Raw genomic sequence first — 14,206 nt, 5'->3', positions numbered from 1 at the left:
GGAGGGAATTTTTATGGAAAATCCAACGAACGCAAATGATCAAATGGAGATGGAAGGCGCCCGCATTAAGGTTATTGGTGTTGGTGGCGGTGGTGGAAATGCCGTTAACCAAATGATTAATGAAAAGGTTAAGGGTGTTGACTTTATCGTTGCTAATACAGATTTACAAGCGCTTGATGGTTCGGCTGCTAAGACCAAGATTCAGTTAGGACCAAAGCTAACACGCGGACTTGGTGCGGGATCAAATCCTGAAGTTGGTGCCAAAGCTGCTCAAGAAAGTGAGTCTGAAATCACTAAAATTTTAGAAGGTGCCGATATGGTCTTCGTGACTGCCGGAATGGGCGGAGGTACTGGGACTGGTGCTGCTCCAGTAATCGCTAAAATTGCTAAAGATTCTGGCGCATTAACTGTTGGTGTAGTAACACGGCCATTTAGTTTTGAAGGAACACGTCGGGCTAAGTTAGCTGCTCAAGGTTTAGCTAATTTAAAGAAAAATGTTGATACTTTAATCATTGTTGCTAATAATCAGTTGCTTGAAATGATTGACAAGAAGACCCCAATGATGGAAGCATTTAAAGAAGCCGATGATGTTTTACGGCAAGGTGTGGAAGGAATTTCTGATCTGATTACTAACCCAGGCTACATTAACTTGGACTTTGCTGATATTCGACATACAATGACAAACCAAGGATCTGCCTTAATGGGAATTGGATCATCAACTGGTGAAAATCGGGCTGCAGAAGCAACTAAGAAGGCAATTTCTTCACCACTACTGGAAGTTTCTATCGATGGTGCTGAACACGTCTTGGTAAACGTTACTGGTGGTAAAGACTTGTCAATGTTTGAGGCTCAAGAGGCTTCAAGCGTGATTCGAGAAGCAGCAAACACAAACGTAGATATTACATTCGGAATGTCGGTTGATGACAATCTTAATGATGAAGTACGCGTTACAGTAATTGCAACTGGTATTGATAAGAGTAAGCAACAAAATAATAGTGTGCAACGAAATGCTTCAGCTGATGATCGTCCGGCCCCATTGAATGTTGAACAAAATCAACAGCATCAAGATTCAACAGTTGATCAGAATAACGATAATCATCAAGATCCATTCAACGGTTGGGATGATCCAGGTGATGAAGTTAAACAATCAATGAACCGGGATAACAATTTTGATGATGTTAAGAAACCTGACTTCAGTGTTCAGGATGATGATTTAACGAATGTCGATGATGGTGGTGAAGATCTTTCAACGCCAGCATTCTTTAAGAATCGGCGTAAATAATCTGAGGGTGGAACTTGATGTTCCTCCTTTTGTTTATCTAGTGCTGATTTAGTTAGGAAAGGAGAGTTCGAAATGGCTGGTAAATTTTTAAATAATTTTTTTGGCATGAATGACGATGCAACTGCAACTAACTACTATGACGAACCAAAAAATGATAAGCCAACGGATAGTCGTAAGGTTGTCTCAATTAAGAATGTTCAAGCGTTACGTGAAACTGGTAAAATTGCCTTATTTGAACCACGTATCTATGGGGATGCACGCGATATTACGGAACAGTTATTGAATGGTCAAGCTGTAATTATTAACTTTCGGCAAATGGATCCGAAATTGGCAGTTAAGACAGTTGATTTTCTAAATGGAGCTGTATTTGCGATGGATGGTGAAATTCGACGAATTGGTGAGCAAATTTTTCTGTGTACGCCAAAGAACTTTGAAGTTACTGGAAAGACAATGTCTGATTTAGAAAATAGTCACCAATCGTTTGACGACTAAAATAGCTGAGGAGTGAATCATGATTGGGTTTATTGTGTGGGCAATTAATAGTCTTATTAACCTGTATGTATTTCTAATTGTTATTTGGTGCTTGCTTTCCTGGTTTCCAGGAGCAAGTCGAAGTTCGCTTGGTGAATTTTTAGATCGATTGGTCCGTCCTTATTTAGCGATTTTTGAACGAATTATTCCACCACTTGGTGGGGTTAGTTTTTCACCAATTGTTGCAGTATTAGTATTATGGTTTGCCCAACGTGGCGTTCAAATGCTTGGTTCCCTAATGTAAGGTGAATAAATTGGTTGGGTTAAATGTTAGTCAGCATTTTCGTTCAGATGAACATGATTTTTTAAATCAGGTAATGGACATGATTTCTACCGTAACCGGTGAATACCGCCCCGTTCTCTCCAATTTTTTAAACCCACGACAACTGTTTATTGCGGAAACGTTGGTTAATCGTGAGACTGGGTTATGTTATCAATCCTGGGGTGGTTATCCAAATGCTGAAATGCAAAGATTGTTAATTTATCCCGATTACTATCAACCAAGTGATAAAGATTTTAATATTTGTCTTTTGGAGATCAAGTATCCAACTAAGTTTGTGGAACTTCACCATCGGCAAATTCTTGGTACATTAATGGGGAATGGACTAACCAGGGCTAGTTTTGGTGACATTTTAAATGATGGGTTGAATTGGCAAATCATTATAAGTGAAGATGTCAGCCATTTTGTCACTCGTCAGCTAGACCGAATCGGCAGAATTAATGTAAAATTTGTTGAAATTGATGGTCAATCAGTGATTACTCCACAAGATGACTGGGAAGATGCATATGTAACCGTTCCATCGTTTCGATTAGATGCAGTAATCGCAAATGTGTTTAACTATTCACGAAACCGAGCAAAGGAAACCATCGAACATGATTTAGTCACCGTTAATTGGGAGAAAATTGAACGACCAGATTATCAGCTTGCGGTTCATGATTTGGTCTCAGTCAGACATAGTGGTCGGATTAGATTAGTGCAGACAGGTGGTACAAATCGTAAGAACAATCATCGATTGGAAATACAGTTAATTAAAGCATAATATATATTTGGAGGAATTATCATGACAGTGAGTGCAGACGAGATTACTAACAAAACGTTTGATACTAAAATGCGGGGCTTTAACCAAAGTGAAGTCCGTGATTACTTAAACCAAGTTGCCCAGACGGTTCAGGAGTTAAATGAGCGCAATCGCGAACTTTCTGAAATGGTAAGAGCAAATGAGGAAAAGCTAAAATACTTTACCGATTTAAAGGATTCGTTAAATAAATCCATTTTAGTTGCACAAGAAGCCGCTGATAAGGTTAAAAACAACGCTAAAAAAGAAGCAGAGATTATGGTTCGAGAAGCTCAGAAACAAGCTACCGATATTGTTTCAGAAGCCAACGAAAAGGCAAATTCAGTAATTGAAGAGTGCACTAATTCAACACGGAAGCTAACTACAGAAACTAATGATCTTAAGAAGCAAACGCGGATTTTCCGTCAACGGTTACAAGTAATGCTTGAATCTCAATTAGAGGTCGTAAAGAGTAATGATTGGGATGAATTACTTGCGAATACTGATATGAGTGATTTTACAGAAATTCAAAAGATTCTTGGGAACAAGGTTGACAATCCGCAAGCAAGCAGTGTAAACTCTGACACAATACCAGATGAAAACACTACATCGTCTGTAGCTGCTGATCAACCTGCTGCTGGTGATGAGGGAGAGACGGTTGTCATTTTCCCAGATAGTGATAAATCTGATCACTAATGATAATTCTAAAATAATGATGAGACCACGAGAGTATTATGATGTCACAGAGAGTCGATGGTTGGTGCGAATCGATGGCTTAATAATATTCCCATCACCTCTGAATGTAGTCTTGACAGTACAGTGGAGGGACTGCCGGGTCATCCCCGTTATAGAATGCCTAAGGAAGTCCTAATGACTTTAAACTAGGGTGGTACCACGAACAGCTTCGTCCCTTTGGATGGAGCTGTTTTTTTATTTTAGAATTTAGTAAATGAAGGGAGAAGCAGAATGCGAGTTAAAGATACTTTAAATTTAGGTAAGACCAAATTTCCAATGCGTGGCCACTTACCTGAGACAGAAGGGCAACGTGAAAAAGTTTGGGAAGAAAACAAAGTTTACGAACAACGACAAAAGTTAAATGAGGGCAAGCCAACTTTTGTTCTCCACGATGGACCACCATATGCAAATGGTAATATCCATATTGGTCACGCAATGAACAAGATTAGTAAAGACTTTATTGTTCGCTATAAGTCCATGACTGGTTATCGTGCTCCATATGTTCCAGGTTGGGATACACATGGATTACCAATTGAACATCAACTAACGAAATCGGGATATGATCGGAAGAAAATGTCTACAACCGAATTTCGGGATCTTTGTCGAAAATATGCTTTAGAACAAGTACAAAAACAGATGGCAGGTTTTAAGCGACTTGGGGTCAGTGGTGATTGGGATCATCCATACCTAACCTTAGATAAGGAGTTTGAGGCCGCACAAATTAAGGTTTTTGGCGATTTTGCCAAAAAAGGTTTGCTTTACCAGGCAAAGAAGCCAGTATATTGGTCATGGTCCTCAGAATCAGCATTGGCCGAAGCTGAAGTTGAATATCATGATGTGGTGGCGAAAACTGCCTTCTTTGCTGAACAGGTAAAGGATGGTAAAGGGATCCTTGACACTGATACTTACTTAGTAGTTTGGACTACAACTCCATGGACAGTTCCTGCATCTGAAGCAGTGGCAGTCAATCCAGGATTTGAATATTCGGTAGTTAAGCCAGCTAATGATGAACGCAAATTTGTAGTTGCAAGCAGTCGCTTAGCAGACATCGCCACGAAGTTAAACTGGACTTCTTTTGACGTCGTTAAAACTATTAAAGGACAAGATCTTGAGTATATTACTACTAAGCATCCATACCTTGACCGTGAACTATTAGTGGGAGTTGGTGACTATGTTACTGATGATACTGGTACTGGTTTAGTCCACACGGCTCCTGGATATGGTGATGACGACTACCGTTTTGGAAAGAAGTATGATTTACCAATTCTCGCCCCAATGAATGACCAAGGAATTTTAACTGAAGAAAATGGTCCAGAATTTGCTGGTGTCTTTTACCAGAAGGCGGATGATATTTCGCTTAAGTTATTGGAAGCGAAAAATGCTTTGCTTCTCGAAGAGCCACTTAAACATAGCTATCCATTTGACTGGCGGACAAAGCAGCCGATTGTTTTCCGTGCAACTGACCAATGGTTTGTATCGATTGACAAGATGCGTGAAGAAATTCTCAACGCAGTTGATGAAGTTCAATACTTCCCTGAATGGGGAAAAGTTCGGTTACGTAATATGTTGAAGGATCGTGGTGATTGGGTCATTTCTCGACAACGGGTGTGGGGAGTCCCATTACCAATCTTCTATGCTGAAGATGGAACACCAATTATGACTGAAGAAACTATCAATCACGTGGCTGATCTTTTCCGTGAGTATGGTTCTAATGTGTGGTTTGATCGCGATGCGAAGGACCTGTTGCCAGAAGGCTTTACCAGTGAACACTCGCCAAATGGCCAGTTTACTAAGGAAACTGACATTATGGATGTTTGGTTCGATTCCGGTTCATCACACCAAGGAGTTCTGAATGAACGAAGTTACTTAACCTACCCAGCAGATCTTTACCTGGAGGGCTCTGATCAATATCGTGGCTGGTTCAATTCAAGTATGATTACAAGTGTGGTTGTTTCTGGTCATGCACCATATAAGAGCGTCCTTTCTCAAGGATTTACATTAGATAAAAAGGGCAAAAAGATGTCCAAATCACTTGGCAACGTGATTGACCCAAGTAAAGTTGTTAAGCAAATGGGTGCGGAAATTATCCGTTTGTGGGTCATGAGTGCTGATACATCTGCAGATGTTCGGGTTTCGATGGGGACCTTCCAACAGATTTCTGAGGCATATCGGAAATTGAGAAATACATTCCGCTTCCTGTTAGCCAATACGAGTGATTTTGATGCGGACGAGAATACAGTATCTTATGACAAGCTCACTAGTGTTGACCAATATATGCTAGTGAAATTTAATCGCTTCTTGGCTAAAATGCGGGCTGAATTTGATAGCTATGACTTCTTAGATGGCTATAAGCTATTAATTAATTTTGTTAATAATGATTTATCAGCGTTCTATATGAACGTTGCCAAAGATGTGCTTTACATTCAACCAGCTGATTCATTAGCACGACGGTCAATGCAAACAGTCTTCTACCAAATTCTTGACGGATTGGTTAAGTTACTAACTCCGATTTTACCACATACAACGGAAGAAGTTTGGAGCTATATGAATGAGCCAGAAGAATTTGTTCAATTAACGGAGATTCCTGAAGCTCGTAAATATGACGGAGAAGAGGCGTTAATTGATCTATGGGATCAATTTATGGAAATCCGTTCACACGTTTTAAAAGTTCTGGAAGATGCCCGAAATGAAAAGTTAATTGGTCGTTCACTCGAAGCACGTGCAGATCTATATGTTAAGCCAAGTCAAAAGGCAATGTTAGATGCTTTAGATTACGATGTGGCCTTGTTACTTGGCGTTTCTGACTTTGAAATTCATCCTGCAGATGAAGTGCCGGCTAGTGTCGAACAATTTAAAGATGGTTCTGCAGTCCGAGTAGAAAAAGCACATGGTGAAGTTTGTGCTCGTTGTCGAATGACTAAGGAAGATGTTGGCAGTGATTCGGCATATCCACAACTTTGTGCACGCTGTGCGCGGATTGTTCGTGAAAACTTTCCGGAAACCGTTACTGAAGGATTAGAAAAATAAGAAAATCTCAAGCTGGAGCTTAGTTCATGACAAGCTTACGGTGGTGGTGTAAAATGAGTCATGGCAAATCGCTGTGACTTTTTTTATTGGAGGAAGTTCATTTATGATCATTGGAACTATCAAAAGTTATGAACCTGAAAAGGGTTGGGGGTTTATTGCTTCACCTCAAGATGGTGAAATTTTTGTACATACGAAAGGAATTGAAAAAAGTTCACGAAGTTTAATTAAAGCGGGTGTCAAGGTTGGCTTCGTGGTTATTCCAAGTATGAAAGGATTCCAAGCGGCCCATGTTAGAGTAATTTCAACGGAGGACTGATTAATGAACCTCAAAGAAGCAGTTGAAACATCCCAAACAATTTACCATGGTCATATTTTACAGCTAGAAAAGCAACGGGTTAAAACACCTAGTGGGAGAATAGCTAGTCGAGAAATCATTCATCATCATCCCGCAGTTGCTCTGTTAATGATTACCGCTGATCAAAAAATGATTCTCATTAAACAGTGGCGAGCAGCATTACAGAAAGCAACCTTAGAAATTCCTGCAGGTAAAGTTGATGAACGTGATCAAGGCAATCTCATCCATGCTGCTCACCGTGAGATGAACGAAGAAACTCGTCTTCAAGCAACTTCACTGAAAAAAATTGTTACGTTATATAGCTCTCCAGGTTTTACTGATGAACAAATAACATTGTTCAAAGCAACAGGATTGAGCAGTGTTCGAGAAAAATTACCGCAAGATCAAGATGAAAATCTGCAAATCATTCAAGTTGATCGTGATCAAGCATTTCAAATGGTTCGGAATGGTGAAATTGATGATATGAAGACGGTAACGGCAATCTATTACTGGATGGGTCAGGAGGACTGCTAGTGACGGAAGAACATCAGATGACAAGGCGCGAGTATCGAGAACAACATGGGCAGGGGTTCAAGCAGCCGCTTGAAACTGAAAAGGAGCATCAGCAGCAAAATCTGGATGACGAACCATTTATTCAAGCGGCATCGCATGATGAAAAAGCGCTACGAAAAACTCGTGAAGAAAGTCTTGCTGAGCAAAAAAAGATTTTAATAGAAGAAAAAACTAATCGGCTTCGAAAAAAGCTTAATCGAATTATTATAGGACTATTGATTGTAATTATTCTTGTCTATTTAGGACTATTTTTTGTTGGATAGGAGAGGAAAATGAAATTCGGAATTATTTGTGCAATGCCAGAGGAACTCAAAGAATTATTGGACCATCTCGAAAATAAACGGGCCAATGAAATTGGTGGTAAGAAATATTACACGGGCTTAATTAGTGGTCAGACGGTGATTCTTGTTGAATCAGGAATTGGTAAGGTTGAAGCTGGAATTACTACTGAACACCTAATCACTGATTTTGCTGCTGATGTGATTATTAATTCAGGATCTGCCGGCGGCATTGGCGAGAATCAACAGGTTGGCGATATTGTTATCTCTACTGAAACGGCTTATCATGATGCAGATGCACGGGCGTTTGACTATGTTTACGGCCAGCTTCCAGGTCAACCAGCACGATTTAAGGCGTCACCAAAGTGGGGTAACGCATTGGCCAACGCTGGCGAAAAGACGGGCTTGAAGATCGAAAAAGGATTAATTGTTTCTGGAGACCAGTTTGTTTCAAGTAAAGAGGCAGTTGCCAAAATTAAAGAGTACTTCCCAGATGCACTCTCAGCGGAAATGGAGGGCGCAGCTGTTGGTCAAGTGGCAACCGATCATGAAGTGCCTTATGTTGTTGTCCGTGCCATGTCTGACACCGGGGATGAAGATGCAGGGGTTAGTTTTGACGAATTTATTATTGAAGCTGGACGTCGTTCCGCTAAGATGCTGTTAGAGTTATTTAGTGAATTAGAGAAGGCAGAATAATGGAATTTCAACATGCAGTTCAATTAATTGGTGATTCCGATACTTATATGATTAGTAGTCAAATTAAAGAATATACGTTAATTGATTTAGGCTTTGAAAGAACGAAGCGGGGTAACTATCGTTATTTAGGATCATTGGATCGACAGTCACCGTTTAAGCCGTTTGCTCGTTTACAAATTACGGTTAATGGTGAACTTAGTGGTTTTAAGATGTCGACCGTCAGTACGAATGGAACGAGAATTATTAACATCTTCAATCAACCAAGACGCGAAGAATTTGTGACACAGCTCCACTTCATTTTGGATGAAATGGTTCAACGTGGTATTTTTGACAAAAAGTAAGTAAAAGCAGTGACCAAGTTCGCACCGTTTGTTATAATAAAAAATACTGGACATGCGACCTTCAATCGTAGATGGATCCAGAATCTATTTAGAAATGATGGTGATTTGCATGGCTGATAATAGTCATACACGTGTAGTTGTTGGGATGAGTGGTGGAGTTGATTCATCGGTGACAGCGCTTCTTTTAAAGCGTCAAGGATATGATGTCGTGGGTGTTTTTATGAAAAACTGGGATGATACGGATGAAAATGGTGTCTGTACCGCGACAGAAGATTATAAGGATGTTGCTAAGGTGGCAACTCAAATTGGCATTCCGTATTATTCGGTTAATTTTGAAAAAGAATACTGGGATCGCGTTTTTAAATATTTTATTGCTGAATATAAAAAGGGTCGCACCCCCAATCCAGATGTGATTTGCAATAAAGAAATTAAGTTTAAGGCGTTTATTGAATACGCTAATCAATTGGGGGCAGATTACGTAGCAACTGGTCACTATGCTGATTTAAAGCGTGACAAAAATGGCAACATGCATTTGATGCGTGCTAAAGATCAGCATAAGGATCAAACCTATTTCTTGAGCCAGTTAGATCACGAACAATTGGACCATGTTAAGTTCCCGTTAGCAAATTATACTAAACCTGAGATTCGTGAAATTGCTAAAAAAGCGGGGCTGGCAGTTGCCGATAAGAAAGATTCGGTCGGGATTTGTTTTATTGGAGAAGATGGTCATTTTCGAGAATTTCTGAGTCAATATCTACCAGCACAGCCCGGTAAGATGGAAACTATTGATGGGGAAGTTGTTGGTCAGCATGCTGGTTTAATGTATTACACGATTGGTCAACGTCGTGGCCTTGGATTAGGTGGAAATAAGAAAAGTAATGAACCATGGTTTGTAATTGGTAAAGATATCAAACGCAATGTGCTCATTGTTGGCCAGGGTTATCATAATTCACACCTTTATGCTACTCACTTAGAGGCCAGTGATATTCACTGGGTGGATGATGTGGTCAGTCGGTATGGTCATCATTTTCATTGCACAGCTAAATTTAGGTATCGGCAAGTTGATGAAGGGGTAACTGTGGATATTAGTGATGATGAAACAAGAGTAACGGTCACATTTGATGAACCTGCACGGGCGATTACGCCGGGACAGGCAGTTGTATTCTATGATGGTGAAGAATGTCTGGGTAGTGCAATTATTGATCGTGCATTTAGCCATGATCGACAACTGCAATATATTTAGATATTTCGCGGCTGAGTTGTAAAACTCAGCCTTTTCTAATTAATTAGAAAAAAGTCGCCATTAGATCGATTTTTTTGTTATGATAGGACTAAATAAATTCAAAACTGCATGGTGAGAAAATGACTAGAATATATTTTATTAGACATGGTAAAACGGAGTGGAATCTTGAATCAAAGTATCAAGGCGCGCATGGTGATTCACCATTATTGCCGGAAAGCTATCACGAAATTAAATTGTTAGCAGCATCGTTAAAGTCTGTACCAATTACCCATGTCTTTTCTAGTCCGCTTCCTCGTGCAAAAACCACTGCACAAAAACTCATTGAAAGTTTAGACCAGTCAATTCCGCTAACTATTGACCCGCGTTTAGCAGAGTTTGATTTAGGTTTAATGGAGGGAATGAAGTTCTCTGCAGTAGCTCAGCGCTGGCCAGAAGTGCTTAATAACTTTCGTCATCATCCAGATAAGTATGATCCTGAAATTGTGAAGAGTGAGAGTTTTGAGTCTGTAATTGCACGGGTTGGTAGCGCAGTGCATAGTTATGTTGAGCAATTTCCAAATGATAACATCATGGTAGTTTCTCATGGGGCAGCTCTGAATGCCGCCATTAATGGGTTATTGAAAGTGCCGATGAATCATTTGAAAGACCGTGGTGGGCTAAGTAATACCTCCACGACGATCTTACAGACAAGTGATGGCATTAACTATCAGCTTGAAAAATGGAATGACACTTCTTATCTTCATAAGACCAGTGTTGATCCAACCGATACGATTTAATGAGGTGACAAAAATGGCCAATGAACGACAAAAAGAACAAAAACAACAGAGTGAACAACTTGTTCATCGGTTGGTAAAGGCAATTGATGAAGAGCCGAATAAGTTTAATAATTATTATGACTTAGGCTCATTGTTAACACGCCTAAACGATTATGTGCAAGCCGAAGAATTATTCCAAAAGGCGCTAGGCATTTTTGAACAACGCGGTGATGAACGCGCTACTAATTTTTTGCAATATGGATTAGGCAATCTGTATTACACTGTTGGCAAGATTGATGAAGCCATCAAGTTGTATAATAAAATTGATGATGATAAGTTGAAAGCGGATGCTTATCTCATGTTGGCGCAAAGCTACATGAAGAAAAAGCAGTATCGACAAGCAGTTGCATATGGGTTAACGGCGTATGATTTATCCGCTGATGATCCTGAAATTAATCAAGTTTTAGGTGATTCAATGTTAGCGCTAGGTGAATTTACTAAAGCTGCCCAGTACTATGATCAAATTTTGCTCCATCATCCAGGACGAGCAGATACTCAATTTAACCGGGGGCTAGTGGCAATGGCGCTGGATGAACCGTTTGAGAAATACTTTGATCAAGCGCAACAGTTGGACTTAGATTATTATCAAAAAAGTAAACAAAAAATTGTGAAAATTCAAGAAACATTAAAGAAAATTAATAAGTAATTAATAAGAAGTCATTAGGAGAGGATTTGAGGGCCCTTTGTTAGTGACTTCTTTCTATTTTACTTAAAGAAGCATGAGGAGATTTTTGAAATGGTAGAATACCATCAGCCAATTCAGCACCTTGAGGGTGTCACGACTACTGGGCCCACCTCTTTTATTGGGACAGTTAAGGTCTTGATTTTTGAGCGCGGGCTTTTTCGAATTCTTTCGGTCAGTGTGGAGGATGCCAATTTTGAGTGGGATCAAGAAAGTATAACTGTCAAGGGACAACTGGGTGAAATTGTTGAAGGCGATCGTTATGAATTTGAAGGACGAGTAGTTGATGATCAGCGTTATGGGTTACAGTTTGCTAGTACTGGGTGTCATGTTGTGATGCCACAGTCAAGTAGCCAATTAACAACATATTTAAAATACCATCATGTCCGATTAAAGCACCCTCGTAAGAGTAGTCGACTCATTTTTGACGCTTTAGGCGGTCAGGCAATGAACATTGTCCTTGATGATCCGCATTGCTTAGCTAAACTGACTGAAATGGACAAAAGCGATCAAGATCAATTAATCGATTTTTTTACCAAATTAGATTTTGGCAATTCAACTGGTCAAATTATAAAAAAGTTACAACAATATGGGTTTAGTGAACGGCAGGTCAACCTAATTTTTGATCAGTATGGCGTACAAACTTTGATGAAAATTAGGAATAATCCATATCAATTGGCGGTGGATTTATTTGATAATGGAATTTCATTTCAGACGATTGATCAAATTGCGTTACGTTTTTATTCAGTTTCGTTGAATGATGATCGACGCCTGCAAGGGGCAATTTTATACTCTTTAAAAGAATTAATTTATCGACAGGGTGGTAGCTTTGTTATTGAAAATGATTTGTTTGCCCTAACAAATCGTAATTTAAGTTACAATCTTGATCAGTCAGATTTTAAGCATCAATTATCTTTATTAAAAGATCGTGAGCGAATTCAAATTGAAGATCACCAGCATGTTTATGAGTCATCTTTCTATAACGCAGAGTGGAAAATTGCTCAAAAATTGCATGAATTAATATTGGCAAATAATGATGAAGAGATCAAAGATCAGGATTTTAAAGAAGCTATCAAGACTATTGAAAAAGAACAAGGGTATCAATACGATCAGGTACAAATTGCTGCTATTCGAGAAGCATTAATAAAACCCGTAATGCTACTAACTGGGGGACCAGGTACCGGGAAAACAACGATTGTTAATGGGGTTGTGGAAGCCTTTTTAATGTTGCATCCAAAGCTCAGTCGCGAAGATATTATGTTAGTTGCCCCGACTGGTCGGGCCGCCAAACAGATTAATCTGGTGACGGGAATTGAAGCCAGTACGATTCATCGTTTATTAGGACTTAATGCTGACATCAACGATGAGCAACTAATGCAAATGGCGTTTGACCCTCTTGATACCAAGCTATTAATTGTTGACGAAATGTCCATGACTAGCATGGCGCTATTTACCGCCTTGTTATCAGCAATCGAACCAGGAACTCATATTGTGTTAGTGGGTGACTGTGATCAACTCCCCTCCGTTGGACCGGGGCAAGTATTTTATGACTTGTTAGCGAATGATGACCTCCCACAGCGACGTTTAAAGCATATCTATCGTCAATCGAACGATTCTACTATTATTCCTCTAGCAAATTGGATTAATGATGGCAAAGTCACTAAAGAATTATTTGCGCCGGATCAAGGTGATCATTATGCGCATCGTCAATTTATTCAGGCGAGACTTAATGATATTCCGCAATTGGTTGCTCAAGCAGTGAAGCTTTATCATGAAAAGCATACTGTACCAATTATGGACATTCAGATTTTGACTCCCATTCACGGTGGAGTGGCCGGAACGATTAATCTCAATCGTGTGTTGCAAGCAGCCCTAAATCCTGACGATAATACTAAGCCTGCAATTCAGCTTGGTCAGCGAATCTTGCGCGTCGGAGACAAAGTAATGCAAACGGTGAATGACCCTGAAAAAAATGTTTTTAATGGGGATTTAGGAATTATCAAATCGATTGAAGGAAGTAATGTTATTCATGGATCCAAGGGTGCGCAGGCAAAGCAAAAAGTTGTAGTTGATTTTGATGGAGTTGAAGTAGAATATTTACGTTTAAATGAAATTAACGCGTTACAGCTAGCATACTGTATGACGATTCATAAGTCGCAAGGTAGTCAAGCGCCAGTAGTAATTATCGCAATGGCGGATGAATTCTTTCCGAGAAGGACCAGTGCACCGACAATTATGCATCGGAATCTTTTGTACACTGCAGTGACGCGATCATCTCAGGCGTTATTAATGATTGGTAGTCCACAAGCATTTGTTCGATGCGCAGAGTCGCCAACTCAGTATCGTCAAACAACGTTAGCTAAACGCATTAAAATGGTGTGGCAAAATGAACATGCGTTATCTAGTAATCCTGATCACAGCAAAGGAGACAATGAGGAACACTCGTTGACTCCGGTGCAAACAACGGTTTCAGTTCTGACGCCGAAAGTTATTGAAGATCAGTTAATTGATCCAATGATTGGAATGGAAGGGATGAAACCAAGTGATTTCTGATTAGTATTGCATTGTCAATAATTCCCTGTAATAATATTAGTGATGAATGAATTATTACCAT

General features: G+C 39.7%; 15 protein-coding genes and 1 other annotated feature. All 15 genes read left to right on the top strand.

Annotated features, from left to right (window positions below; genetic code table 11):
* The first annotated feature begins 13 nt into the window (after positions 1-13).
* Positions 14-1,282 (top strand): cell division protein FtsZ, encoded by a 1,269-nt coding sequence (gene ftsZ, locus Q0C76_RS04255; RefSeq protein WP_295730147.1) that lies wholly within the window; start codon positions 14-16, stop codon positions 1,280-1,282.
* A gap of 72 nt (positions 1,283-1,354) precedes the next feature.
* Complete coding sequence (locus Q0C76_RS04250; protein WP_295730144.1) at positions 1,355-1,774, top strand: cell division protein SepF; 420 nt, start codon at positions 1,355-1,357, stop codon at positions 1,772-1,774.
* A 19-nt stretch (positions 1,775-1,793) separates the two neighbouring features.
* On the top strand, positions 1,794-2,057 hold the full coding sequence (locus tag Q0C76_RS04245; RefSeq protein WP_295730141.1) for a YggT family protein: 264 nt from the start codon (positions 1,794-1,796) through the stop codon (positions 2,055-2,057).
* Between the two features lie 10 nt (positions 2,058-2,067).
* On the top strand, positions 2,068-2,853 hold the full coding sequence (locus Q0C76_RS04240) for an RNA-binding protein (protein ID WP_295730140.1): 786 nt from the start codon (positions 2,068-2,070) through the stop codon (positions 2,851-2,853).
* 21 nt (positions 2,854-2,874) lie between these two features.
* Positions 2,875-3,564, top strand: a complete 690-nt coding sequence (locus tag Q0C76_RS04235; protein ID WP_295730137.1) for a DivIVA domain-containing protein — start codon at positions 2,875-2,877, stop codon at positions 3,562-3,564.
* 7 nt (positions 3,565-3,571) lie between these two features.
* Positions 3,572-3,783, top strand: a binding site (T-box leader).
* Positions 3,784-3,834: 51 nt separating this feature from the next.
* The gene (ileS, locus tag Q0C76_RS04230; protein ID WP_295730135.1) at positions 3,835-6,630 is read left to right on the top strand and encodes an isoleucine--tRNA ligase; all 2,796 of its coding nucleotides are present in this window, start codon (positions 3,835-3,837) and stop codon (positions 6,628-6,630) included.
* A gap of 103 nt (positions 6,631-6,733) precedes the next feature.
* Complete coding sequence (locus tag Q0C76_RS04225; RefSeq protein WP_295730132.1) at positions 6,734-6,946, top strand: cold-shock protein; 213 nt, start codon at positions 6,734-6,736, stop codon at positions 6,944-6,946.
* 3 nt (positions 6,947-6,949) lie between these two features.
* Positions 6,950-7,498, top strand: a complete 549-nt coding sequence (locus tag Q0C76_RS04220) for an NUDIX hydrolase (protein ID WP_295730130.1) — start codon at positions 6,950-6,952, stop codon at positions 7,496-7,498.
* Positions 7,498-7,800, top strand: coding sequence for a hypothetical protein (locus Q0C76_RS04215; protein WP_295730127.1), 303 nt, complete (start codon positions 7,498-7,500; stop codon positions 7,798-7,800). The genes Q0C76_RS04220 and Q0C76_RS04215 overlap by 1 nt, the downstream gene beginning before the upstream one ends.
* A gap of 9 nt (positions 7,801-7,809) precedes the next feature.
* Positions 7,810-8,511: a 5'-methylthioadenosine/adenosylhomocysteine nucleosidase gene (locus tag Q0C76_RS04210; protein ID WP_295730124.1), complete on the top strand. Its 702-nt coding sequence runs from the start codon at positions 7,810-7,812 to the stop codon at positions 8,509-8,511.
* Positions 8,511-8,852, top strand: a complete 342-nt coding sequence (locus Q0C76_RS04205) for a cysteine desulfurase (RefSeq protein WP_295730121.1) — start codon at positions 8,511-8,513, stop codon at positions 8,850-8,852. Before Q0C76_RS04210 ends, Q0C76_RS04205 begins: the two co-directional genes overlap by 1 nt.
* 109 nt (positions 8,853-8,961) lie before the next feature.
* Positions 8,962-10,095: a tRNA 2-thiouridine(34) synthase MnmA gene (mnmA, locus tag Q0C76_RS04200; protein ID WP_295730118.1), complete on the top strand. Its 1,134-nt coding sequence runs from the start codon at positions 8,962-8,964 to the stop codon at positions 10,093-10,095.
* Positions 10,096-10,214: 119 nt separating this feature from the next.
* Positions 10,215-10,871, top strand: a complete 657-nt coding sequence (locus Q0C76_RS04195) for a histidine phosphatase family protein (protein ID WP_295730115.1) — start codon at positions 10,215-10,217, stop codon at positions 10,869-10,871.
* 13 nt (positions 10,872-10,884) lie between these two features.
* The gene (locus Q0C76_RS04190; RefSeq protein ID WP_295730112.1) at positions 10,885-11,556 is read left to right on the top strand and encodes a lipopolysaccharide assembly protein LapB; all 672 of its coding nucleotides are present in this window, start codon (positions 10,885-10,887) and stop codon (positions 11,554-11,556) included.
* Positions 11,557-11,646: 90 nt separating this feature from the next.
* The gene (locus tag Q0C76_RS04185; protein WP_295730110.1) at positions 11,647-14,145 is read left to right on the top strand and encodes an ATP-dependent RecD-like DNA helicase; all 2,499 of its coding nucleotides are present in this window, start codon (positions 11,647-11,649) and stop codon (positions 14,143-14,145) included.
* The last annotated feature ends 61 nt before the right edge of the window (positions 14,146-14,206 follow it).

The organism is uncultured Limosilactobacillus sp., assembly GCF_934202705.1.
Lineage (GTDB): Bacteria > Bacillota > Bacilli > Lactobacillales > Lactobacillaceae > Limosilactobacillus.
This window is presented reverse-complemented; position numbering and strand designations above follow the sequence as displayed.

Bases quoted from the DNA above. Each gene is read 5' to 3' on its own strand.
- ftsZ (WP_295730147.1), top strand. From the start codon at position 14: ATGGAAAATCCAACGAACGCAAATGATCAAATGGAGATGGAAGGCGCC.
- Q0C76_RS04250 (WP_295730144.1), top strand. From the start codon at position 1,355: ATGGCTGGTAAATTTTTAAATAATTTTTTTGGCATGAATGACGATGCA.
- Q0C76_RS04245 (WP_295730141.1), top strand. From the start codon at position 1,794: ATGATTGGGTTTATTGTGTGGGCAATTAATAGTCTTATTAACCTGTAT.
- Q0C76_RS04235 (WP_295730137.1), top strand. From the start codon at position 2,875: ATGACAGTGAGTGCAGACGAGATTACTAACAAAACGTTTGATACTAAA.
- ileS (WP_295730135.1), top strand. From the start codon at position 3,835: ATGCGAGTTAAAGATACTTTAAATTTAGGTAAGACCAAATTTCCAATG.
- Q0C76_RS04225 (WP_295730132.1), top strand. From the start codon at position 6,734: ATGATCATTGGAACTATCAAAAGTTATGAACCTGAAAAGGGTTGGGGG.
- Q0C76_RS04220 (WP_295730130.1), top strand. From the start codon at position 6,950: ATGAACCTCAAAGAAGCAGTTGAAACATCCCAAACAATTTACCATGGT.
- Q0C76_RS04210 (WP_295730124.1), top strand. From the start codon at position 7,810: ATGAAATTCGGAATTATTTGTGCAATGCCAGAGGAACTCAAAGAATTA.
- Q0C76_RS04205 (WP_295730121.1), top strand. From the start codon at position 8,511: ATGGAATTTCAACATGCAGTTCAATTAATTGGTGATTCCGATACTTAT.
- mnmA (WP_295730118.1), top strand. From the start codon at position 8,962: ATGGCTGATAATAGTCATACACGTGTAGTTGTTGGGATGAGTGGTGGA.
- Q0C76_RS04195 (WP_295730115.1), top strand. From the start codon at position 10,215: ATGACTAGAATATATTTTATTAGACATGGTAAAACGGAGTGGAATCTT.
- Q0C76_RS04190 (WP_295730112.1), top strand. From the start codon at position 10,885: ATGGCCAATGAACGACAAAAAGAACAAAAACAACAGAGTGAACAACTT.
- Q0C76_RS04185 (WP_295730110.1), top strand. From the start codon at position 11,647: ATGGTAGAATACCATCAGCCAATTCAGCACCTTGAGGGTGTCACGACT.